A 23,802-nucleotide genomic window follows, 5' to 3' on the forward strand; every position below is an offset into this window, starting at 1 on the left:
TTTCATGAACTTATTTAGTAAATAGCTCAGAAAATTCGTTTTCTGAGCTATTTTTTAGGTTTCTTTCACTATTTTCTTTCATATCGTTAAAATTTGGGTATAATGTTAAAAAGATGACAAATGATGGAGCTGGTGATTGTGCGGCGCAAGATAAACTTAATCCTGATGGTCGTGGCCTTATTGGGTTTTTCAGCATTAGGATTTGTCGGGTATAACGGATTCATGGGAGCTGGGTTTGGGGGCGAAAGCGCTAGTGGCAACCTAATAAGTTATTCCAATGACGGACTGTCAAAACGGGTCAGTGTTCTACTGATTGGAGCAGATCAACGTCCAGAGGAGACAAAGTTTAATACGGATTCGTTGATTTTGGCTAGCGTCGATCCGGAAACGCAGCGTATTAGCCTGCTTTCCATTCCGCGTGATACTCGTATCTTCCTTTCGGGGCAGGGTTATATAAAAATAAATGCGGTTTCAGCCTTAACGGATTTATCTACCCTCCAAAAATGCGTTGAAGACTTGACGGGTGAAACGATTTCAGGGTATGTCCAAACTAACTTTCAAGGATTTAAGGAAATCATTGATACGTTAGGAGGTATTACGGTTGATGTCGAGAAAGATATGTACTATGAAACGGGCGACATTGAAGATGGATATATTAACTTGCATAAAGGAGTGCAACGTCTAGACGGTGGGAAAGCCCTACAGTATGCACGTTTCCGTCATGATGCGTTAGCGGACATTTCGCGGACGGCAAGACAACAGGTCGTTCTGAAAGCAGTTGCCAAGGAGATGTTTCAGTTAAGCACCCTTCCGAAGCTACCCTTCCTTATTCCTCAATTAATGCAGGCGGTGCATACCAATTTGGCGGCAAGGGACATTTTAGGGTTGGCTAAGGTTGCGATTGGGATTCAAAGCTCGAATGTGGTTTCTCAGACCCTACCAGGAACATTTTCAGATATAGAGGGGGTAAGTTATTGGAAGGTTGATCCCCTTGAAGTGAAGAAAGTAGTTAAAAACTTATTCCTTGGGGTGACAACGGAGAAAGTGATTGACCAGGAGAATGTTGATTTGTTAAAGCCTGTGACTTCGACACCTAATAAGCCCTTACCTAAAGTCCCTGGTAACAGCCAAGATCCGAATGGGCAAAAGTCGTCGGGATATCAGATATTTAAACCGTAGAGATGAGCAGCCGGAATGTGGAACATTAATGTATGGGCTGATAATTCCCACGAGAATGAAGATTTCTGATCACAATTGGGCCTTAAGGCCTGCCAATTAGGACTTAAGGCCCATGTGGGTCGAACAAAATCCCTGATATATTAAGAATATCAGGGATTCTTATAAAGTGAGGCGATAGGGGTGCCAGAAGAAGTCGCTCAAGGACGTTCACTAGAAGAAATTCGACAAGAGTGGGCGCTTAAACTAAAACTTTCACCAGAAGATCTTATGCTTGAAGTCATAGAAAAACCCAATTTTTTTTCTCGTCAGTGGAAAGTTCGCCTAAAATGGAAAGATCAAACACAAGCGCCCCTATTAACTTGTAGCCAAGCGATTTGGGATGGAAGCAACTATGTGCTTGCCTTGGGAGAAGAGGTCAAAGAGGTTCGTCCTTTTACTCAGGCGGGCGAAGTTTGGTTGAATGGTAAGCTTCAGGATAAGCCGTTTCGCGTTATATTAGGGGATCGAGTAGAATTCCATCCTTTAGTTAAAGAAGGTCAGTTGACTTGGGATTTGCAAGTCCTTCATCTCGGGTTGTCTGTTGTGGCGAAAGTCAGGCATGAACAAGCAGGACGTTATATCCTTTCGAAAGACCTCTCAGCTCTGGAGGAGATTGATTTAGTAGGTTATGTCAATTTGGAGAGTGTGCCCTCGCAATCTGAAGTTTGGAATGAGGCGAAGCTAAGCACTGATCTAGAGCAGTTGAAGATTGTCCATGGAGTAAGACCCGAATGTTGGCAGGAGATTCTGGCAGTCAAGGGTGCTGGGGAAGTTGTGATTGCTGAAGCAAGTTTTCCGGTGCCACCAGAGCATGCCCAACTAGTGGATTTTGTAGGTGACCCTCAAGTGCCTAATGCCGCAGAGGAGGGGAACATCGATTTTTTTGCTTCCAAAGTGAAACTGGTTAAAGAGGGTGCTATACTCGCTCGCAAAATCCCTGGCAAGCCGGGGGTGCCAGGGAAAGATGTGTTCGGTAAGGTTCTTCCAACTGCAGCTGTTAGGGATTTCCAATTCCGTCTAAAAAAGAATGTACAACTTTCTGCCGATGGACTCGATGTGGTAGCCGCGTGTGCTGGACAACCTGTTCGGTTGGATGAGAAGACGTACATGGTTGAGAATGTCTATGTCCTGCAAAAGGATGTGGATATGGCAACAGGAAGTATCGAATTCCCAGGCGATGTCTTCATAAATGGAAATGTTCAAGATGGACTTCATGTTTATGCTGGAGGAAAGATAGAGATTAGGGGATCGGTGTCGCATGCCGAGATAAGGGCAGAAAAAGGAACTAAGATTCATCAGAACCTTTTAGGTGGCAAGGTCGTTGTTGGGGAAAAATTCGTGGTCCGTTCGGAACTCCTGCGCAATGTCTCCGAGTTGTGGGAGCAACTTAGCGATTGTTTGCGTCATACGGCAGAGTTAATTAAATCACAAGGAGCTAAGAATCTTCAACCAGGTCAATGTCTAAAACATGTCATGGAAAAACGGTTTTCCGAACTTCCCAAACTCTCTAATCGGGTTGAGAAGTTTATTTTGGAACACAAGGATGACGAATTGATCACGGAAGGTTTGATCGTTTCCATCCGAACGGCAAAACACTTTTTGGCCGGGTTAGGGCCTTTAGAGCTTCAATCCCTGCCGTTCTTGTTAAGGGTGAATCAAGCCCTTGAACAATCCATTGAAACCATGTCCGTCGAGATTCCTGAAAAACTCAAGTTTGTGGTCAACTATGTGCAAGGAGCAACGATTGAATGTGGCGGCTCGTTTGAATGTCAGAAGGGGACCTATAACTCGGATATTCGGGTAGAAGGGGACGTCGCAATTGAGGGCGTATGTAGGGGAGGAAAAGTCTTTGCTGGAGGCCAGGTCAGTGTCCGAGAACTCGGGGGATCAGAAATGAGTTCAACGTTTGTCATGATCAGTCCCAACAGCCGTCTTTCTGTGAACTATTGCCATTCTAATGTCATTGTGGCTGTAGGAAAGGAAATTATTCGGATCGAGGAAGCCTGCCGGAAATTAGAGATTTATCGTGAGAAGGGAGTTGTTCAAGTCGAAAAGATTCGGGCGAATCCACTTTGAGTTGGCACGCGCTCCCAGGGTATGATTTTAAATAGAGAACTGATACCTCATTTTTAGAGGTGTCAGTTCTCTATTTATAAATATCCTTATGGGTACACCTCCTCCTTAAATTCCTTTGAGAATGTTTGGAATTATGCTAAACTTAAGCAGAGTATCAAGAATTTTTTGTCTCCTTTAAATTTTGAATTAAAGTAACGCGGAAGGAACTATTGATATATGAAAATGATGATTGAATTAGAAGAAGCGAAAGAATTAGTCCTCTCCGGGGTTCAAATGGTTGAAAAGGAAAGAATTCCGCTTGCTGAGGCTTATCACCGTGTATTGGCGCAGGACGTGAAATCACAAATTTCCATGCCACCGTTTGCGCGCTCGCCGCTGGATGGTTATGCATACTGTGCTAAGACGTTTGATCCTAAACCGCTCCAACTTAAGATTGTAAGTGAAATTCCGGCGGGAACGTTCTCAGAACGGGAAATCACCATTGGAGAGGCTGCTAAGATATTTACCGGTGCACCGATTCCGCCTGGTGCCAATTGTGTGGTGCGGATGGAAGACACAGAGTCTGTTTTGGATGAAGTGACCATCTTACGCCCAGTGTTGCCTGGTTCCAATATCGTACCTAGAGGGGAAGAAATAAAAGAAGGGGAACTTCTTCTCAGCTCAGGTTTCTATTTAACCCCACCGGCTATCGGGCTCTTAGCTGCGGTAGGGCTAGATCAAGTGGAGGTTTTTCGTCGACCACGTGTGGGGTTGCTTTCCACAGGGACGGAACTTATGGATGTGGGGCAACCTTTACTACCTAGTAAGATTTATAATAGTAATAGTTATACACTTCGCGGAATGCTTCAAGAAGCGGGTTGTGATGTCGTGGTTATTCCGATCGTTTCGGATCAAATTAATGAGACTCTTGAAGCCTTACAGAAGGTTGAAGATACTGATATGGTCATATCGACTGGCGGAGCTTCGGTCGGTGATTACGATATAATGCGCCATGCTTTAACCCAATTCGGCTGTGAGATGTTGTTTTGGAAAATAGACATTAAACCTGGAACGCCTGCTTCCGTGGGACAAAAAGGGAAACAGTTTTTTTTCTCTCTTTCGGGAAATCCTGCAGCTGCAATGGTAACATTTGAGCTTTTGGTTCGTCCGGCTCTTCGTAAACTGGCAGGTCGCTCCGCAGTCGAAGAGGGACAATTCCTTGTTAAGATGGCGAGTGGTTTTGGTAAGACTGGAAGACAACGACGATTCTTACGGGCTCAGGCGGTGTTGAAAGATGGGGAAGTGTGGGCAGATCTTACCCCAGCTCAGGGATCGGGAATTCTCCGTTCAATGATTGGTAGCCACCTTTTGGTGGATGTACCGTCTAATCATGGAGCGGTCGTAACTGGAGAACTCTTGATGGCACGCTGGATTGCGGACTGGGAGAGTTAAGATGGAACGAAGAGGAGAGACTTCTGAAATCCCCGTCATATCGATTGTGGGTGGAAGGTCTAATTCAGGCAAAACTACGCTTTTAGAAAAAATCATCCGGGAAGCGAAGCGACGTGGGTGGAGGGTGGCGACCCTGAAACATGATGTCCATGGGTTTGAGATGGATCAACCGGGTAAAGACACATACCGTCATGCTCAAGCGGGTGCAGATGTTGTGGCAATCAGTTCACCCAACAGGATTGCCATCTTGGAGAGTGTTGCAGACGATCAGCCTCTCGATGAAGTCCTTGCCAGAATTAGTGGCGTGGATGTGATCTTTACCGAAGGCTACAAGCGTGGGAACAAGCCGAAAATCGAAGTGTATCGCTCGGAAGTGCATACGGAGCTTTTCTCGAAACATGAGGAGCTTATTGCAATAGCTAGTGATATTTCATTTGATAATGGAATTCCTTGCTTTGGATTAGATGATGCGTCCGGGATTTGTGATTTAATAGAAGAAAAGTTTGAAGTGAAGGGGGGCTTTCGCTGAGTTTGCTATTCTGCTTACGTAAAGACGTCGCGCTTGTGTGACACTGCGTCCCGGGGCTTCACGGGAGCATCTTTTTAAGGACTCGAGTAGCCCAAGGCAATAAGGGAAAGGCCAATAGTGAGGATATAAGATTAAAGAGGGTATGGGCGTTGGCGACCTGCCTAGAGAGGCTACCTCCCATGAGGGTGAGCCCGTTGGCCAGTGGTCCAACGAAGGGTAAGAAGACGAGAACCCCTAATACATTGAGTAATACATGGAAAAGAGCTACCCGTTGGGCGGCTCGCGAAGAAGCTAGTGCTGCCAAGACGGCGGTAAAACAGGTGCCAATGTTCGCTCCAAAGATGAAGGCAAGCGCAGTAGGAAGGGTTAACCATCCATCTTCTGCGAGTAGCATGACAATGCCTGTCGTGGCACTTGAGGAATGAAGTAGGGCAGATAGAATGGTCCCTGCGACAACCCCTTGAAGATGGTTGTCTCCAAGTTGCCGGAGGAAATGCTGAATGGACGGAAGATCGGCGAGCGGAGCCATACCTGCTTGGAGTAAAGTCAAGGAGAAAAAGAGAATGCCAAGACCCAAGATGGATAGAGAGAGAAATCGTCCTCGATTAGGAAGGAAAAGATAACCCAGAGCGCCGAGAATCATGATGTAGGGGGTTATTTGGTCTAAGGGAAAAGCGAGTAGTTGCGTGGTCAGTGTGCTTCCAATGTTACTCCCTAAAACTAGTGCGAGGGCATTTTCAAATGGGAGTAGCTGGGCATCGACAAAGGATACGGCCATAACGGTCAAGGCGGTACTTGATTGGAGTAGAGCGGTTGATATTGATCCACTCCAAAACCCTTTCCAAGGGGTCTCGGTCATCCAAAGTAGCGCTTGGCGGAGGCCATGCCCGGCAAACGTCTGGAGTCCTTGGCGTAATAAATGCATCCCACCCAGGAGGAGGACGAGGCCGAGCACGAGGGTAAATAGGTACAGAGGGATCACCTGCCTTAGTTCACTAACTTTGAATACATAGTTATCTTCACATAAAAAGAGAACACAATTTTGTGTTCTCTAATAATATTTTTGGATGAAAGCGACACTTGACTGATGCTCGCATAAGTTAGCCTAAGAGGTGATTATATGCGTGTTCGGAAAGGGAATGTTCGTGATTGGCCTTTTATTTTTGCCCTTGGGAAAGTAGGTATTCCGGATAGTATTTCTCCATGGCGTAAGCAGCCGATGGAGGAGACCCTTAATTACAGGGAAGTTATTCTTAAAGGGTTTTGGACTTGGATTCAGCAGTCAGGGTCCGTTGTCTTTATTGTGGAGGTTCCTATTGAGGAGGAAAAATCTAGTTCGGATACGAAAAAGACTCAGCCGATTGGGTATTTAGTTTTGCATACTTCATCAAGGGAGGAATTGACGGGCGTTTTCCAGGGATGGGTTATGGATTTTGGAGTTCTTCCCGAGTGGAGGGGTAAAGGGGCGGGCCGGGTGTTGCTTGAAGCGGCGGAGGATCATTGCCGCGAACAAGGGGTTCCCTACTTAGGCCTTGCTGTTAGTAGTCATAATGTGAAGGCGCTTCGCCTTTATGAGAAGTTTGGCTTTGCTGAGGAACGAAAACTCATGGTCAAAAGTTTAGATTGAATAAAAATAGGGTAAAAAAAGCTTGCGACAAATTATTTGTCGCAAGTGAAGTAAAAGAGAGGAGTGGGGATAAAAAATTGAAAATGTGAGACTGTTTATATCTTGTCCCAGGGCTTTGCTGTTTATACAAGCCCTGGGATATGTTTTTCTCCAACTATTTCGTTCAGGTGAGGGGCTGGAGTTTCCTTTTTTCTCACTGTGGTATAATATTAATATCCATATTGGAGTAGTTGAGGTAGATTTTAGGTCAAATGTGTTGGACGTTTGATTATAGGAGGTAACCGTGGAACAAAAGGAAATGAAAACGTTAGTTGACTCTGTTTTGGCGGAGGCTCGGGCTTTTGACGGGTATGTTATTGTAAGGGCCCAGTCGCGTAGGGAATGGGGTATGCGCTTAAGCAATGGACGTTTTGAAAGGGTATCGACGGGTGGGGATAGCGGCTTTGGAGTTCAGGCGTTTACGAAAGACGGGGCATCGGGATTTGCTACCTCTGACGTTTTAGAAAAAGGGGTCGGGCGTAAACTGGTCGAAAAGGCCATCCGGTTAGCCCAGAGAAATGAAGGGATTGAGTCTAAGCGGAATCGCCAGATTTGGGAGGCTCCTCTAATTCAGGATGAGGGGGTGAATCCTGCCCAAAAGGTTTTCGGAGAAATCCCGTTGGTTGAACTTGAGGAGATGGTAATGTCCTTGCACTCTCGTCTAAGGAGTGCTTTTCCAGAGGGGATCTGGCAAACGAGTTATCGTCAGGTTGAAGAGGTATGGTGTATTGGACGTACGGATGGGACGTTGGTGTCGTTTATCATTCCGAGAGCGGTGTTAATGCATCAAGGGACGGTGCGGGATCACGGCAAAGCTCAGAGTACTTTGATTCATCGTAGTGGAATGGATGCTACTGTGCTCTTTGAGGAATTAGTGGATCATGCTTTGGAAAAAAAGGCGATGGATCGGGCTGAATTTGCCCGAGCTGTGTGTGGTGCACCCCAATTGCTGAGTGGTCATTATCCCCTTATTATTGATTATGGGCTTGCAAAGGGACTGGCGCACGAAGCTTTTGGACATGCCGTGGAGTCCGATCATATGAGTGAGTCAGTTCTGGGCGAAGCTGGAAAATTGCGTAAAGGCCTCAGGGTTGCTCGGCCAGGTGTGACCATTATTGATGGACCGCTCGTTGGTGACTGGGCGTATCAACCTTTTTCTGCCAATGGTCTTCCTCGGCAAACTGTGACAATTGTACGGGATGGGATTTTGGAAGCTGGTTTGGGAGATGTTTTCTCAGCTGAAGAAGCAGGAATGCCTGTGACTGGGGCTGGGCGGGCGGAGGGTTATGGGAATATTCCCTTGCCGCGTATGAGTAATATCCGTTTGCTTGTTGACCGTATGCTTCCTTTAACTCCAGCGGAGCATCTGATGGAAGAAGTAAAAACCGTGCGGGAAACTCTTTTGAAGCATGGTGAGTTACGCGAGGGAGAGAAGAATCTTCTTCTTTTGGGGTATCGTGGGGGTCAAGTCAATCCTAAAACTGGGGATTTTGTCTTTCAATGTGATGGGATTATTGATGTTGCTGATCCAGCTCTCCCAATTTATCAGCCGTCGATCTTTAGTGGAAAAATCCTTTCCGCTTTGGAAGCGATTCGTGGGGGGCTCGGCGAAGGTTGTTATGATGCTATAGGAACCTGCGGAAAGGGTGGACAATCGGTTGCCTCAAGTGGTGGAAGCCATCGCTATTTGCTAATGGACATCGATCAACAAGTTAGTTTGGGAGGTGAACATGGATGAAACTCGTCGCACAATTAGAGGAACTTCTCTATCAGGCTCAGCATTCACCGAAAAAAGAGGAAACGCGATTATCTGCCTGGCGTATTTTGGTTCATGAATCGGAATCAGTGTCCTTGGGTCTCAAAGATAATTCGCCGGGAAGTGTCTATACTCCACCTAGTTATCGTCAGGGTCAAAGTGGGGAGGTGTTTTTGATCTGGGCAGATGGAACATGCAGCCAGGCCATCGTTCAGTTGCCATCCCACAACGACTCCGAGTATTGGCATAAGGAATTGGAACAATGGAAGCAGGCCTCTTATGAAGACCCAGATGCAGCACATATTCCGTCTCCAGAACCCTTGCCACTTGTGGCTGTTGAAGACCGGGAAATCCAGAAAATTATTGCTGGAGACGACGAGATTCTATTTGACCAAGTAAAGCGTTGGCTAACCGATAAACCTTCAAAAGCTAAGATGCAGGGAAGTATCCAAGCGGCGTGGGGATACCGACATGTTCGAACTTCGACTGGACTTGCCGTTTCATACCAACAATCTCAGTTTATGTCTTGGTTTTCCTTTGATAGCTTAGTTGGGGGCGGGTTTGCTAAGCGACGATTGATGGATATCGCAGAACAGGAGGAGTTGTGGTCGCGTACGGTGAATCACTATGAGGCGATGGATCATGAAGCTCCTCCGGTAGGGATCCAGACTCAAGTGATTTTAGCCCCCTCTATGACGGAGGAAATGTTAGGACAGTTTGTACTTCCTAACTTTTCGGGAGATCGGGTGATTGAAGGGCAGGGTGCTTTTTCAAAGGAGAATTTTATGGATCATAAGCAGGTGTTCCATCCGCAATTCTCCTTAAGCGTTGACCCACTCCGCCCGTTGGAATTGGGATCTTATCTGGTGACTGCTGAAGGAGTACCGGCGGATCGTACCGTGCTGGTGCAGAATGGGCAGCTTCAGACTCCTTATCTTCGGGTTAAAGATGCAGTGCGTTGGGGTTCAAAACCGACAGCCCTTCCACAAGGAGCGGCTGGGCTTTACCTTCAGCACCAGGCTGAGGTCTCTTGGGAAAATGCTTTGCAGAGTGTGCAGGATGGTGTACTTGTGTTATCTGTTCTAGGATTACATACTCAGGAGGCGGTTTCTGGGTCTTATTCTCTCAGTGCGCCACATAGTTTGCGGATTTTGAAGGGTCAAATCGTCGGGCGAACGGATGTGAAATTAACGGGTAATTTCTTCACGGATTTAGCGGCACAGACGACTGTCATGGCTCGTTCGGCCTTTGAAACACATCCGTATCTCATCCTTAAGACGGGCGTACAACCTCTTTAAAATTAGAACGAATAAGGAGGCATAACTTGCAGTGTTGGATTTGCATGTTCATCTTCTCGGGCATAACGATCGGGAGGCAAATCGGGAAAACATACGGGCGTTTTTGGATGAAGCGTCCCGTCGGGGACTCAAGGAAATTGGGTTTGCCGATCATGATTATTACTTTGAGCAAATGAACTTCCCGCTGATCAGGGAGGTTGCGAAGGATTATCCACATATAAAGGTTAGAGTAGGCCTGGAGGCAGAGTACCGTCCGAACGAAGAGGAAAGAATTAAACGTTTGATTGAACAGTTTCCGTTCGATTTTGTGATTGGATCTGTTCATGAGATCAAGGGCTGGGCTTTTGATTTTCCAGGCGAGGAGCCTAACCATCTAAAGAAGGAAGCGGATACGCTTTACCGTGAGTATTTTGACATCGTGACGCGTGCCGCGAAGAGTGGTCTATTTACAACGATTGGCCATTTTGATCTCATTAAACTATTTGGAGTTCGTCCGAGTTCGGATATCCTGGTACTTGCCGATGAGGCATTAACGGTTGTCGCTGAACAGGATTTAGTTTTGGAAGTAAACACGAATGGAAGGTATAAGCCAGTTCAAGAGTTTTATCCGGAACGACGTTTGATGGAGGAAATTCGACGGAGAGGAATTGATTTTACCTTAGGGTCTGATGCACATTATGCAGAGTCTGTTGGTCGAGATCTTGATGAAGCGATTCAGGTATTGCGCCAGATCGAGGTTCATTCGATTGTTGGGTTTGCTGATCAAAACAAGGTGAGGTATTCATTAGATTAAGGTAAAAGGATTTAGATCTTTCCAAACAACTTTTATGGTATAATCCTTAGTAAGAAAATTTAAAATTTAATGAACACGTCATGGGGAAAGAGATCCATCGAATTAGTATAACTTTACACTCTGGTGAAACACTAAAGTTGAGTGTTTCGGTTTGTAAAGGAGACGTGCAAATGCCTTGGATTGAAATTGTGCTTTCCCCCCAATCAGAATGGAATGAAGAGGGTCTTGAGGATTGGGCACTGGCCCTAGGGGCCTTTTTGACTGAAAGAGGAACAGGGTTAAACCCACGAATTCGTATGTTACCTGGATTAAATGTGGTTCAATTAGGAGAAGCAGGAATTGGAGAACTCACGTTAAGTAGCTCAGAGCGACTGGTCATTTTGGACGGTTTATCGTTAAAGGGAAATATCGAATGTGATTTTGCTCGTTTTGTCGTCCGCTTTGCTCGTCAAATGGGAGCCCTTGGAGTATGTATTTCTATTTCAAGTGCCACCGAAAAGCATTTTTGGCGGAAGCTGGGTGGGATCGTCCAACCGGAGTCAGTTCCATTGAAAAGTCCCATTGATAAAGCAAAAGTGGGTATAAAACAGCTGGCTAAGTTCTCCTTACTCGTGACGTATGAAGGTGAGCCAGTGCTTTGCCTTGAACCTATTACGTGTAATTCCCATGCACCTGGATTAGTGAGTCTTGCGCAACGTCGGTTGGAAAAAATGTATGGCGGAAGTCCGTTGGGATTTGCTAGTAGGTTAGCTGTTCATTGCCCTTGGAATATTAGCCGAGAGCAATGGGATGATTTACTGTCTTTTAGCCGCTTACAAGCTTTTGACTTGCTGGAGGACCTGGTTATAAATAGTTAGAACGTTTAAATTGCTTAACTAGAATTATTATAGATATTATAGAGGTAGAGGAGAGGTAGAGAATGGCTACAAATGAACTGGCCTATGAATTGGCGCGTACTCTAAAGGAATCTAATGAATTCAAGCAGTTTCTCAAATCCAAAGAAAAGGTCATGAGTGATGCTAATAATCACAAGATGGTTCGCGAGTTTCAATTGAAACAATGGGAGGTTCGCGAGGCACAAATGCTGGAACAGGAGATCAGTGAGGAAAAACAGCAAGAGCTTGAACGCCTCTATAGCTTGGTCAGTATAAATCCAACGGCTCGGGAATATTTAGAGGCGGAGTTCGAAGTTTCACGTATCGTTAATGATATTCAGAAGATTATTGGTGAAGCGATTCAGGATGCAATGCCAATAGGTTTTGAGGAACTACCACACTAAATATATGCTCAAATAAAAGAGAGGTTATAGGATGAAAATCGGAATGGTTTGTTACCCAAGTTACGGAGGGAGCGGTGTTGTAGCCACCGAGCTAGGGTATGCGCTCGGCGAGCGGGGACATGAGGTCCATTTCATTTCATCAGCTCGGCCTTTTCGCCTACAACGATATCATGAACAACTATTTTTTCATGAAGTGACGGATGTGAGCTATCCCGTCTTTAAATTCCCACCTTATACGTTGCTACTTGCTAATAAAATTGTCGAAGTGGCAAACGATGTTAGTCTGGATGTGATTCACGCTCATTATGCAATCCCGCACAGCATTAGTGCATTTTTGGCCAAACAAATGATGATGAGGCCGCTTCCATTGGTTACAACGTTACATGGCACGGATGTCACTTTGGTGGGAGCGTATGAAGAGTTTTATCAATTGACGCGTTTGGCTCTTCGGTCCAGCGACCGCATAACGGCTGTTTCACGCGCGCTGGCGGAGGAAACTGTGGAGACCTTCGGAACACTGGATCAAGGAATCGAGGTTATTCCAAATTTCATTGATCCCCAGGTTTATTTGCCAGGGGAGGGAATCATGAAACGGTGTAGGAAACATTTTGCCCCCCATGGAGAGAAGATATTAGCCCATATCTCGAATTTCCGGGAAGTTAAAAGGGTCGTGGATGTTGTTAATATCTTTGCTTTGGTAGAAAAGGTCGTTCCAAGTCGTCTCTTGCTCGTAGGGGATGGGCCTGAAATGAAGCGGGTTAGTCGAGAGGTCGTAAAACTAGGGCTCGAGGGAAAAGTTCAGTTTCTTGGAAAACAGGAAAGTGTACAGGACATTCTTCAGATGGTTGATGTTTTTATTCTTCCTTCTGAGCAGGAAAGCTTCGGCTTGGTGGCCTTAGAGGCGATGGCGTGTGGGGTTCCGGTGGTTGCCAGTCGGGTTGGAGGGTTACCTGAAGTCGTACAACATGGAAAAACAGGTTATTTAGCAGACGTCGGGGATGTTCAAGGGATGAGTGAAGGAGTTCTTAAGCTGTTGACCGATGAAACACGGTATAAGACTTTTTCGGAACAAGCCGTGACTTGGGCTCGAGAAACTTTTCCAGTTGGACGAGCTGTGGAAGGGTATGAATCGGTGTACGATGAGGTTATTCATAGTTTTTAGTTCGTAGTTCGTGGTTTAAATATCGCTGATAGCAAAAGGAGGAGTTAGATGACTAACCAGATGACACTGGATCAGTTTGAGAACAAGTTGGAAGAAATCGGCTATATCACGGAACGGGATGATCGAATCGCGCTTACAGCATATCTAGCGACTGAGTTAGGCAAACCTCTTTTGGTCTCTGGACCAGCCGGAGTGGGCAAAACGGAGATTGCCAAAGTGTTAAGTGAAGTTTTCGGGGCTCCTCTGATCCGCTTGCAGTGTTATGAAGGGCTTGATGAAACCAAAGCACTCTACGAATGGAACTACCAACGTCAACTTTTGAAGATTCAAATGGGCCGGGAACACCTGCAGGAGGAAGACCTTTTTTCCACAGACTATTTATTACCCCGTCCTTTACTTCAGGCACTCCTGAGTAATGAACGGACCGTGCTGTTGATTGATGAAATTGATAAGACGGATTCGGAATTCGAGGCATTTCTTTTCGAACTTTTAGGGGAGTTTCAAGTTACAATTCCTGAGATGGGAACTGTTAAGGCCAAAGAACGACCGATTGTTGTCTTAACTTCCAATGGAGAACGAGAGCTTTCCGATGGGCTGAAGCGACGGTGTGTTTTCCTGCATGTGGAGCCGCCTTCGGTTAATAAAGAGGTCCGTATTCTTCGTGCCAAAGTTCCAGATTTGCCAGAACGATTGGCCTTAGAGGTTGCGCGAGCGGTTAACGTCCTTAGGGAACGCCTCTCTCTGAATAAGATCCCTTCCGTATCCGAAACGATGGATTGGGCTAAGTCGTTGTTAGTGATGGGAAAGACCGGACTCGATCCAGCTTGGGTCGATGCAACTCTAACTCTGTTGCTCAAGAGCCAAGATGATGTAGAACTATTCTATCGAGAGATGGGAGCAGAACGCCTCCTTTTCGAGTCAAGCAAAGTGGCACAGGGAGAAAGGCATGTCCATGGACAGCAACAATGATTATAGAGTCAGTGAATTGGACCGACATCTCGTGGAATTTGCGCAATTGTTAAGGACGGTTGGACTAAAGGTGAGTCCTTCGGAAATTTCAGATGCGACGCAAGGAATTTCGATGATCGGTTTGGTGGATAGAGATAAGGTTGAGGGTGTGCTCCAAGCGACACTTGTTAAGGATATCCAACATATTGCTGCGTTCAAAGAAGCTTTTCGATCCTACTTTGCAACTCTAGAACAAAAAGAGGCGTGGCAAAAGGATGTAGCACAGAAAGCAACCCAATGGAATGAGCAGATGGAGAGTACTCGTCAGGATCTCCGCTTTCAAGAAAATGAACTGGATATTTCAGAGGAACAGCGAGCTGTTTACGCCAGCCTTCCTGAGAAGGATAAGCAACGCCTACGCGATTTTTTGGAGAAATCCTCGAAAGGCACGAGAGGCGGAGCTCCGGTGGATCATTCTTATCAACCTATGGTCGAACGGGTTCTGCGCGGCTCTCTGGAGTATTGGCGTAAGAGGTTAAATGAAGATGAGCCAATTCTTGCTCCGGGATCCATGGATGGTGTTCTCTCTGAAGTGCAACGCGCCCTTCGTGAACGAGAAGTTGAGGTATTAAGTCGAGATTTAAAGAAGATTTCCCCAGAAGAATGGCCGGAAGTTGTGCGCTTAATTCGCCGCCTCAGTCAACGCCTTGCAAGCCAGGTAACTCGACGTTACCGCCAGGCTCGTAGGCGAGGTGGCTTGGATATGCGGGCTACATTGAGAAGAAATTTACGCTATGGTGGGGTTCTCGTGGAGCGAAGCTATCGCAGTCGCCGTAAGGGACGGCCCAGGATTGTTTTGCTCTGCGATATTTCAGGATCCATGCTCAAGTACACAGAATTTATCTGGCAATTTGTGTACGGACTCTCCACAGTTGTAAGCGGAATTAAAACATTTGCTTTTGGTGAAGAGCTGATTCCCTTGTCTGGAAAGTTTCGCAAAGGGCAAACATTCGAAGCAATGGTTAAAGATGCCCTTCTATTAACGGGAAAAGAATGGGGGGGAGGAACCAATTTAGCAAAGTCTTTAGAATCATTGCAAAGTAAGTTTCCAGATGCTCTTTCCAAGCAAACTCTACTTCTAATTGTCAGTGATGCTCAAACTCTTGAAGTAGAACGAGCAGCAGCTTTACTGGGCGGGGTTAGTCGTCATGTTCGCCAGGTGCTTTGGCTGAATACCCTTCCTGAGCGTCGATGGTTAGAGACACCTCATGTTAAAGTGTTTCTCCCCTTTTGCCAGATGTATGAATGTTACACTCTTGGTCACTTAACTCAGATTCTAAACAAGCAATTTTAGTAAGACTTGTGTTTATTTTCTAGGTAAAGGGAGCATACTAGATTTGTAAGTTATTTGTACAGAAACACACAAAGGTGTGGGGGGGTAATTATTAATGTTAGAAAAATGTCGTGCTTGTGGTTTTGAACATGAAGATTTAGGTCATATTCTTTTTAAACGAAATCATGTGAGTAATCGAGTCCTACCTTATTGCTCGCATTGTCTGCGTAGACTTTATCAGGTGCCATATAGGCCAGAACGGGATCTATAATGATGTTGAATAATTTAATCGAGTCATGGAAAAGATAATGTTTTAGCTTGCCTTTTCTTCATAGCTTTGGTATATTGATTTTGAAGTTTGGAGAGAAGGAGATGTTGTATAATGGCATACGTTATTAGCAGCGATTGCATTAGTTGCGGCGCTTGCGAAGGAGAATGCACAGTTTCCGCTATTAGCGAGGGCGACGACAAATTCGTCATTGATGCAGAACTTTGCATTGATTGTGGTTCATGCGCGAGTGTTTGCCCAGTTGAGGCACCTAATCCAGCTTAACTTTTATAGATTTTCCTGGATTAAAAAGTCACTAAGAAAGGAGAGTATCACTCTCCTTTTTTTATTGACAAATTTATGATATTAATTTAAAATCTAAATAACAATTATTTTAAATTATAGAGTTATGAAAGGAATACGGATATGGATGCAATTGGGATTCTTAAACAATTAAAGAATAAAGGCGTCCGTTTTACGCCTCAGAGACAGGCGATCTTAGAATTCTTGCTTCAAACAGTGTCTCACCCAACCGCCGATGAAATCTATCATCACGTCAAAGCAAACTTTCCAGGGGTGAGTCTTGGGACGATATATAATACACTTAACATGCTTAAAGAGCACGGACACATTTTAGAGTTATCCTATGGTGATATGTCAAGCCGTTTTGATGGTAACCCACAGAACCATTATCATGTCGTATGTTCAAAGTGTGGCAAAGTTGTGGACCTTCACCGTCCTCTTATTGATATGGATCAAGAAGTGATGGAGAAATCAGGGTTTATAATTTTGGGACACCGTATGGAATTTTACGGGATTTGCCCTGAATGTCGCCAGGGTGAGCAATTCAATTAAGAGGGTAATAAATTAGGATAAAAACTCATTGGGTAAACTAGGTTTCATAAGCCAGTTGCCTATGGGTTTTTTTTATTGGCGGCAAGGGTTTTTAAGATATTTCACGAATAAGTCAAGTAGTGTCTAGATAATAAAAGAGGGGCCGTTTTATGTTCAATCGTCGCTTAATGATCTTTATCGTTTTATTTGTATTAACTTTAGGTGCACTTTGGTGGTATTGGCAACGTCCTGGAGGAGAATCTCTTCATGCAGGGCAACCTGGAATAAGTGCCACGCGTTTTACGCAGAGTTTAAACGGAAGCTGGGATGAGTTCTCTTCTCTGCGCCAGGCTTGGACAACTGAATCTGAACGCGTCAAAGGAAAAAATGATCAATCCTTTTTTACCGCAGGTCGGCTCCTAACATTACCTTCAAGTGAGAGAGCCACGGTCGTGTCTAAACGATTTCAAGTTCCGGGAGAATGGAGTTCCCGAACCATGTTGTTGACATTTAATGGCGTACAGGGGCATGCGAATGTTTACTTGAATGGAATCACCAGCGGCCAGAAAGTTGGAGAATTTGAAGGAAGCGGTGGTGCGGACGCGTTGGCGATTCCGCCTAAGGCGTTTCACTATGGAGAAGATAATATTCTGGTGGTTGAGCTAGCTGGAAGCTCAGATCAGCGTGCCATGTTTTTGGGTTCCACTTGGCCGAAATCCGGGCGCATCGTGGGTGACATTCGCTTAGAAGCCGTGGTAGATACGATCTTCACACCGCCTCAGGTGATGGTAACTTGGAATGAGACAACGGCACAGGTGACGTTAAAGACGAATTTAGTGCATCACGGTTTTTCGCAGGAAGGGCCTTGGACTGTTTACGGCATGATCTCAGATGGTTCAGCTGGCGTAGCTGAACAGATGATTACGGTTAACTCTAAGGAAGAGGCAGACAGCCAACCTGTGACGTTGAACTTTACTATACCAAATGCTCACCGTTGGTCAATGCAAGCTCCTTTTCTCTATCAGCTACATATAACTGTCTCCAATAATCAAGGGGATATTGACGATTTGGCATTGCCCTTGGGCCTACGATCGATTGCTCTTGCACCTGGTAAGTGGGTATTAAATGATCAGGAGATCCCAATTAAAGGGGTGGCATTAACTCCTCAGAAGGAGTATGGGCTTAGACAAGCAGGAGAGCTGGATTCTTGGCTAAAATCTGAACAGAAAAAAGGGATAAACCTTGTTTACTTTATTGGGCAGCTCCCTGATGAACTTTGGCTTCAAGCGGCAGATCGAACGGGTATGGGTTTATGGGTTGAATTACCTGTTGAGTTAATCCCTTCTAATCGACTCCCACAACCTGATGGTTTCCAAAAAATTATTGCGGAAAAAATGCTCCATCCGTCCATATGGGCTTGGACGGTAGGGAAAGGATTAGATGCAGACGCTTTGACTCAAACGTATTTCCGGCAGTCTGCAAAAGCAGTTCAGCCTGATTTGGCCTTTGCTCTCAAAACTAATTCTGCAGTTCCTACTGGACTTCCGGCGGAACAATCACTCACTATTCAGGGAAACAAGATTCAAGGGGCATGGGGGCAAGTAACGGTTGAGGACCCAGCGACACCCAACGTTCGTTGGGTGAGGGAGCCGATGGCCGCAGGAATTTGGGCTCTATTGATGATTGTTCTGGGCTGGATGAGTATTCGATCAGTACCCTGGCGTTATAAAGAAATCTCCCAAAAAAAACCAAGGCGCCGTCTGCGCAAAGCTTGGTTCTGGGATGGATTGTTTGTTTTCGGCCGTGTAGGGACGCTAGCTGGACTCATTACTTCTGGATTATTTCGTATTCCGATCCATTCTAGTCTATGGTTCTCGCATTTATGGCCAGGTATTGAGTTATTACAGATACAATCTCCCTGGCTGATCTGGACGCTATTGGGCGTGTTGATCATGCTTGCTCGGTTGCTTCAAGTGGGTGTGGTTGCTCCACATTTGCCGAATGCCCCGCATTCGATCGGGCTTGTTTATTGGCTGGAACGACGCTATCGATGGGTTGTATTTATCGCAATCAGTTGGGCTTTGTTACCCTGGGGGGTTCCGTTCTATATCCCTATTCTCGGTTACATTTTCCTGGTCTGCGTGTTTTTACCCATTCGTATCCGCGATATTCGTCGTATTGGGGGGCATTACTTACCCTTTTTGTGGGTACCCGGTATTATAACGAGTGGTTTGCTAGTCTGGGTTTCTTATCACTTTGCGGATTGGGTTTATCTTTGGCATATGGTGAGGCGTTAGGGGAGGAAGTGTCTTAGCATCCTACGGCGGTATGTGTTCGTTTTAGGTAAGCGCCTTCGGCGATAGTCTCCACCGGAGACTATCGTGTTCGCACACGCTGCATCGCTATTCGCTTGACGCCGAGGCTAAACCGCAAAACCTCTGGGTTGTTCTGCATGTGAACCGTTGCGTTTCTTAACGCCTTGTCGTCTGCGCTCATTGACGCGATTCCGCTAAAGTGCTCTCTAAGCTAAGAAACTTCCTCTGAACTGGGGTCGCTATTCGCTTGACGCGATTCCGATAAAGTGCTGTTTGTGTCTTTGACGCAATAGCGCTGGGGAGAGTGAGGGGTTGTTCGGGTCGTAGCGCCATTCTTGGCACCGCGGTATGGAGATAAGGCTTGTGACACTGTGCAAAGCAAACGGCGTTTGTTCCCAAAATTTAAGAATTAGTCATGGAAAGAGGTAAGTTATGCAAAACGAAGGTTTTAAACCATGTTTTTTGACGACTGGGGTTGGGAGTATGCCCCAAGTTAATGGTGAAGATGCTTTAGAATTGATATGGAAGAATGTTCCTCGGGCACCACATTGGCCTCAACTTCCGGGTCTAGGGGCAGAGAGCTCCTTTGTTGGGCAATATCTTAATGCTTTGGTCGAGACTGGAGTTATAGAAGATCTCAAATCTCCTAAATTCCAAATCGAAGCGCCTGATTGGATGGAGCGGATGACGGCCTTCTATACGCTTTATCTAGAGGCGCTCGAGGGGGATGAACAAGCTCTGGAACGCTTTGGATTTAGTGCCCAAGGGGGTGAAGGATTTGAACTATTTTGTCGTGATCTTGAACGGTTCGGTACACGGGGAGCTGTGCTTCTGAAGGGACAACTCAGTGGTTCGTTGACGCTGGGAATGCAGATCACGGATAAAAACAGACGGTCGAGTTATTATGATGATACCCTGAGGGATATGTTAGTTAAAACCCTTGCTTTACATGCGGAGTGGCAGACTAAACGGCTCCGACAATTTGGGTTACCTATTCTGATGACGATTGACGATCCAGGGCTTTATGCCTTTGGTGCCTCAACTCATGTTACTCTGAACAGAGAACAACTTATTGAAGAATTGAATGCAATTGCAGAGGGGATTCTTCGTCAAGGCGGAATTCCTGGTGTTCATGTTTGTGCAGGGATGGATTGGACCCTTGTATTTAACTCAAAGGTTCAGGTCGTGAATTTTGATGCTTACGATTATATGCAGAGTATGATGGTCTTAGCTGAGCCTATAAATCAATTCTTATCTCGTGGAGGGATTCTTTCTTGGGGTATTATTCCTACGAATCCAGTCGCATGGGAGGAAACCTCTCAGAGCCTTAAACTGCGCCTGGAAAAGAATATTAGGGAACTCGTGACGAGAGGCGTGAATGAATCCCTTCTTCGTCAGCAAAGTATTATAACGCCGAGCTGTGGGACTGGGACGCTGCAAGTGGACTTAGCAGAACATATTTATAAACTATTAAATGAACTAGGATCAAGCTATTATTCTATTTAATATCTTGCATAATTGATCAAGGGTACGGACATCGGATATCTGAACAATGAACTTCGTACCTAGCATCCTGATTCACGGGTTGCTTATCCGAGTGTTTTGCTTTATAATAAAACCTAGTGTTTCACTATGGAATCCAAAGGAGGAACTAATTGTTATGTTAACTAAAGAAATGACTGTTGGCGAAGTCTTGAGAACATATCCTCAAACTGTTCAAGTTTTCCTGGAACTTGGAATGCATTGTTTAGGTTGCCCGTCTTCCACAATGGAAAGTTTAGAAGGCGCAGCTTTAACCCATGGCAAAAATCCCAATGAACTCGTTGATCAATTAAACAAAGCGATTAAAGTTGTCTAATTTCCTTTTCCTTAATATCTTAGTTAATTAGTAGAGCTGACCTATCAAGGTCAGTTCTTTTTTGTGCTTGTCAATAAATCTAAAGAATTAACTGATAATATTGATCTACAAGAATTTTTTAAAGTACAAACACAATCTCCTGTGATTACCATATATTGTTAATAACTAAAGGGAAGAAAGTCAGACAAGAAGAAATTAAACGTTTGTTATTTGAAGGAGGAAAATAATATGGAATTACGTTCCGTTGCTTATAATCCAACTCTCACACCTGGAATGGGTGGAATGCCAGGGATGCAACAAGATATGCAAGGAATGGGCGGAATGCAAGCAATGCCAGGGATGCATCAAGATATGCAAGGAATGGGCGGAATGCAAGCAATGCCAGGGATGCATCAAGATATGCAAGGAATGAGTGGAATGCAAGCCATGCCGGGAATGCAACCTGGTATGCAGGGAATGGGTGGAATGCATGGAATGCCCGAAATGGAAAGAATGTTGCATGGAATGCATGGTGTCCCTGGTGGGTGTCAATATCAAGAGTATGATCCTTGTTGCCCGATGCCTTGCCCACCGTATAATGAACCCATGCATCACGAGCACTATGAGCATCATTGCCCAATGCCCGAACCCACTCCAGCGCATGAAGTTTATGTCGTGAAAAAAGGAGATAGCATTTATAAAATTGCCAAACGTTATGGCACAACGATGCAAGCTATAATACTCGCAAACAATTTGCGTAATCCAAATCTTATATATCCAGGACAAATCTTATTTATCCCTGGAGTAGCTACTTCGGAATTTTATGGCTAAGAATGCAGACTAGTGAGATCATATAATCATAACAATTTGAAGATGAACCTGAACCTTGAGCGAACGCTCGGGGTCCAGGTTTTTATCGTTTTGAAGAGGAAGTTTCTCCACCCGTTCGCACACGCTGCATTGCTATTCACTTGACGCTGAGGCTAAAACTCAAAACCTCGGGGTTGTTCTGCATGTCAACCGTTGAGTTTCTTAACGCCTAAGCGTCTGCGCTCATTGACGCAATTCCGCTAAAGTGCTCTCTAAGTTGAGAAACTTCCTCTGGGCTTGGGTCGACGGGGGGAGGAAGTTTCTCCACCCGTTCGCACACGCTGCATTGCTATTCACTTGACGCTGAGGCTAAAACTCAAAACCTCGGGGTTGTTCTGCATGTCAACCGTTGAGTTTCTTAACGCCTAAGCGTCTGCGCTCATTGACGCAATTCCGCTAAAGTGCTCTCTAAGTTGAGAAATTTCCTCTGGGCTTGGGTCGACGGGGGGAGGTTTCTCCACCCGTTCGCACACGCTACATTGCTATTCGCTTTTCTCTCTGTGTTCGTGTGATTTGATGAGTGCATATGATGAGATAGTGCTGGACATATTGTCTAGAGTTTATGCGATAAAATCATCGGCGGTAATCAAGCAGGGAAAATGTTGACGTGAGTAGAATTATCGTGTATGGGTATGGAAAGGGGAGAAGGAACGTGGATTATCAAGTCGGTATTCTTGGTGGAGGGCCTGGTGGTTATGTATGTGCATTGAGAGCTGCCCAGCTTGGCTTATCAGTCGTACTTATTGAGGGTGAACGCTTGGGCGGTACTTGTTTGAATCGGGGATGTATCCCTACTAAAGCATTGGTGAAGAGCGCGGATCTATGGCGCGAGTTAGGACGTGTTGAGGAGTTCGGTTTGTTTGTGGGCGAAAAGCGCGTGGATTATGCCGCTGTAGTTGCCCGTAAGAATCAAGTTGTTAATTCGCTTGTTTCCGGTGTGGAGAAGCTGATGAAGGCGGCGAACATACGCGTGATCAAAGGATGGGGAGAATTTAAAGAAGCTGGTATGATTTCAGTGACAACAGATCAAGGCGTTGAACAACTCCACGTTGAAAACGTAGTGTTGGCGACAGGGTCAGTGCCTGTGCGAGTACCAATTCCCGGGGCAAATCTCCCGGGGGTGGGAACTAGTGATGAAATTCTCGAAGAAACGGATCTACCAAAACGTCTTGTGGTAATTGGCGGCGGTGTTATTGGTTTAGAATTTGCTTCGATCTATCAGTCGTTTGGAGTCAAAGTTAGTGTAGTGGAAATGCTTTCAACCTTGTTGCCCACGATTGATGAGGAAATTCCGAAGCGGTTGACCCCTCTACTAAAACGCACAGGGATGGAGATTTTGGCCAAGACGGCTGTTAAGCAGATTCGACAAGAGGGAGAGAACCTTGTTGTCCAGGTTGAAGATGCGAAAGGGGTAAGAGAGATACCCGCTGACCGTGTTCTACTTTCGACGGGACGAAGGCCTAATTTGCATGGGATTGATGTGGATAAGCTGGGTTTGGAGACTGAAAGAGGGGCCATTAAAGTCAATGCACAGATGCAAACAAATCTGCCCAACGTATACGCTATTGGGGATGTGGTCGGGGGAATCATGTTAGCTCATGTAGCTTCTTCTGAAGGGATCATTGCGGTAGAACATATCGGAGGACGTTCAGTTGCTATGAGTTATAGAGCAATACCAAGCGCAATTTTTACGCATCCTGAGATTGCCGCAGTTGGGTACTCTGAACAGGAACTCAAAGCTTCGGGGAAGGTCTATCGTGTGAGCAAGTTCCCATTTTCGGCAAATGGTAAGGCTTTGGCTTTGGGCGAGAGCATCGGGTTAGTTAAGATTTTGGCGGACGATGAGGGAGTAATCCTTGGGGCGAGTATCATGGGTCCTCAGGCTAGTACCTTGATCGCGGAATTGGTGGTTGCTGTTGAGAAAGGTCTTCGAGCAGAAGATATTGCGCGTACGATCCATGCACATCCAACATTGCCAGAAACCATCATGGAGGCGGCGCATGGAATTCATGGTAGACCGCTTCATTTGGCATAAGCTTTTTGATAATATTTTAGAGGCGAAGGTCAAACGCAAAGGCAAAGGCAAAGGCACAAAAATATGGGCTATCGTCATAATTAACGAGGTAATCTGTCTAAAAGCTCACCGTTTAAGTTACATTAACTTAAACGGTGAGCTTTTTTAGAAGATC

General features: G+C 45.5%; 22 protein-coding genes. 21 read left to right on the top strand and 1 reads right to left on the bottom strand.

Annotated features, from left to right (window positions below):
- Positions 1 to 138 precede the first annotated feature (138 nt).
- The 4 genes from E4K68_RS10765 to mobB all read left to right on the top strand — a co-directional run bounded on the left by E4K68_RS10765 (position 139) and on the right by mobB (position 5,254).
- A complete protein-coding gene (locus tag E4K68_RS10765; protein ID WP_348982857.1) occupies positions 139 to 1,179 on the top strand; it encodes an LCP family protein in 1,041 nt (346 codons plus the stop codon).
- Positions 1,180 to 1,359: 180 nt separating this feature from the next.
- Positions 1,360 to 3,294, top strand: coding sequence for a FapA family protein (locus tag E4K68_RS10770; protein WP_199241743.1), 1,935 nt, complete (start codon positions 1,360 to 1,362; stop codon positions 3,292 to 3,294).
- A gap of 216 nt (positions 3,295 to 3,510) precedes the next feature.
- The gene (glp, locus tag E4K68_RS10775) at positions 3,511 to 4,725 is read left to right on the top strand and encodes a gephyrin-like molybdotransferase Glp (protein WP_135378929.1); all 1,215 of its coding nucleotides are present in this window, start codon (positions 3,511 to 3,513) and stop codon (positions 4,723 to 4,725) included.
- Between the two features lies 1 nt (position 4,726).
- A complete protein-coding gene (mobB, locus tag E4K68_RS10780) occupies positions 4,727 to 5,254 on the top strand; it encodes a molybdopterin-guanine dinucleotide biosynthesis protein B (RefSeq protein WP_135378930.1) in 528 nt (175 codons plus the stop codon).
- Between the two features lie 58 nt (positions 5,255 to 5,312).
- Here mobB and E4K68_RS10785 read toward each other — a convergent pair whose 3' ends face one another.
- On the bottom strand, positions 5,313 to 6,227 hold the full coding sequence (locus tag E4K68_RS10785; RefSeq protein ID WP_282432984.1) for a Na/Pi symporter: 915 nt from the start codon (positions 6,225 to 6,227) through the stop codon (positions 5,313 to 5,315).
- Between the two features lie 147 nt (positions 6,228 to 6,374).
- On the opposite strand from E4K68_RS10785, the gene E4K68_RS10790 reads away from it, so the two are divergent.
- From E4K68_RS10790 to E4K68_RS10870, 17 genes are all read left to right on the top strand, one after another.
- On the top strand, positions 6,375 to 6,881 hold the full coding sequence (locus E4K68_RS10790) for a GNAT family N-acetyltransferase (protein WP_135378932.1): 507 nt from the start codon (positions 6,375 to 6,377) through the stop codon (positions 6,879 to 6,881).
- A 283-nt stretch (positions 6,882 to 7,164) separates the two neighbouring features.
- Positions 7,165 to 8,658, top strand: a complete 1,494-nt coding sequence (locus tag E4K68_RS10795) for a TldD/PmbA family protein (protein ID WP_135378933.1) — start codon at positions 7,165 to 7,167, stop codon at positions 8,656 to 8,658.
- A complete protein-coding gene (locus E4K68_RS10800; protein ID WP_135378934.1) occupies positions 8,655 to 9,974 on the top strand; it encodes a metallopeptidase TldD-related protein in 1,320 nt (439 codons plus the stop codon). Before E4K68_RS10795 ends, E4K68_RS10800 begins: the two co-directional genes overlap by 4 nt.
- A 31-nt stretch (positions 9,975 to 10,005) precedes the next feature.
- A complete protein-coding gene (locus tag E4K68_RS10805; protein WP_135378935.1) occupies positions 10,006 to 10,767 on the top strand; it encodes a histidinol-phosphatase in 762 nt (253 codons plus the stop codon).
- A gap of 170 nt (positions 10,768 to 10,937) precedes the next feature.
- Positions 10,938 to 11,624: a hypothetical protein gene (locus E4K68_RS10810; protein ID WP_135378936.1), complete on the top strand. Its 687-nt coding sequence runs from the start codon at positions 10,938 to 10,940 to the stop codon at positions 11,622 to 11,624.
- Positions 11,625 to 11,686: 62 nt separating this feature from the next.
- The gene (locus E4K68_RS10815; protein ID WP_135378937.1) at positions 11,687 to 12,046 is read left to right on the top strand and encodes a YlbF family regulator; all 360 of its coding nucleotides are present in this window, start codon (positions 11,687 to 11,689) and stop codon (positions 12,044 to 12,046) included.
- A 31-nt stretch (positions 12,047 to 12,077) separates the two neighbouring features.
- Positions 12,078 to 13,208: an N-acetyl-alpha-D-glucosaminyl L-malate synthase BshA gene (gene bshA, locus E4K68_RS10820; protein WP_135378938.1), complete on the top strand. Its 1,131-nt coding sequence runs from the start codon at positions 12,078 to 12,080 to the stop codon at positions 13,206 to 13,208.
- Between the two features lie 48 nt (positions 13,209 to 13,256).
- Positions 13,257 to 14,177, top strand: a complete 921-nt coding sequence (locus E4K68_RS10825; RefSeq protein WP_135378939.1) for a MoxR family ATPase — start codon at positions 13,257 to 13,259, stop codon at positions 14,175 to 14,177.
- Positions 14,161 to 15,510: a VWA domain-containing protein gene (locus tag E4K68_RS10830; protein ID WP_135378940.1), complete on the top strand. Its 1,350-nt coding sequence runs from the start codon at positions 14,161 to 14,163 to the stop codon at positions 15,508 to 15,510. The genes E4K68_RS10825 and E4K68_RS10830 overlap by 17 nt, the downstream gene beginning before the upstream one ends.
- A 361-nt stretch (positions 15,511 to 15,871) precedes the next feature.
- The gene (locus tag E4K68_RS10835; protein WP_135378941.1) at positions 15,872 to 16,042 is read left to right on the top strand and encodes a 4Fe-4S binding protein; all 171 of its coding nucleotides are present in this window, start codon (positions 15,872 to 15,874) and stop codon (positions 16,040 to 16,042) included.
- A gap of 141 nt (positions 16,043 to 16,183) precedes the next feature.
- The gene (locus E4K68_RS10840) at positions 16,184 to 16,612 is read left to right on the top strand and encodes a transcriptional repressor (RefSeq protein WP_135378942.1); all 429 of its coding nucleotides are present in this window, start codon (positions 16,184 to 16,186) and stop codon (positions 16,610 to 16,612) included.
- A gap of 149 nt (positions 16,613 to 16,761) precedes the next feature.
- Positions 16,762 to 18,888, top strand: coding sequence for a glycosyl hydrolase (locus tag E4K68_RS10845; RefSeq protein ID WP_135378943.1), 2,127 nt, complete (start codon positions 16,762 to 16,764; stop codon positions 18,886 to 18,888).
- Positions 18,889 to 19,338: 450 nt separating this feature from the next.
- The gene (locus tag E4K68_RS10850) at positions 19,339 to 20,412 is read left to right on the top strand and encodes a methionine synthase (protein ID WP_135378944.1); all 1,074 of its coding nucleotides are present in this window, start codon (positions 19,339 to 19,341) and stop codon (positions 20,410 to 20,412) included.
- A gap of 154 nt (positions 20,413 to 20,566) precedes the next feature.
- Positions 20,567 to 20,764: a DUF1858 domain-containing protein gene (locus E4K68_RS10855; RefSeq protein ID WP_135378945.1), complete on the top strand. Its 198-nt coding sequence runs from the start codon at positions 20,567 to 20,569 to the stop codon at positions 20,762 to 20,764.
- A 228-nt stretch (positions 20,765 to 20,992) separates the two neighbouring features.
- Positions 20,993 to 21,574 carry a LysM peptidoglycan-binding domain-containing protein gene (locus E4K68_RS10860; protein ID WP_135378946.1) on the top strand — a complete coding sequence of 194 codons (582 nt, stop codon included), beginning with the start codon at positions 20,993 to 20,995 and terminating at the stop codon, positions 21,572 to 21,574.
- 691 nt (positions 21,575 to 22,265) lie between these two features.
- On the top strand, positions 22,266 to 23,648 hold the full coding sequence (gene lpdA, locus E4K68_RS10865; protein WP_135378947.1) for a dihydrolipoyl dehydrogenase: 1,383 nt from the start codon (positions 22,266 to 22,268) through the stop codon (positions 23,646 to 23,648).
- Positions 23,614 to 23,796, top strand: a complete 183-nt coding sequence (locus E4K68_RS10870; RefSeq protein ID WP_135378948.1) for a hypothetical protein — start codon at positions 23,614 to 23,616, stop codon at positions 23,794 to 23,796. Before lpdA ends, E4K68_RS10870 begins: the two co-directional genes overlap by 35 nt.
- The last annotated feature ends 6 nt before the right edge of the window (positions 23,797 to 23,802 follow it).

It is taken from the genome of Desulfosporosinus sp. Sb-LF (assembly GCF_004766055.1).
In the GTDB taxonomy this organism is placed as follows: Bacteria; Bacillota; Desulfitobacteriia; order Desulfitobacteriales; family Desulfitobacteriaceae; genus Desulfosporosinus.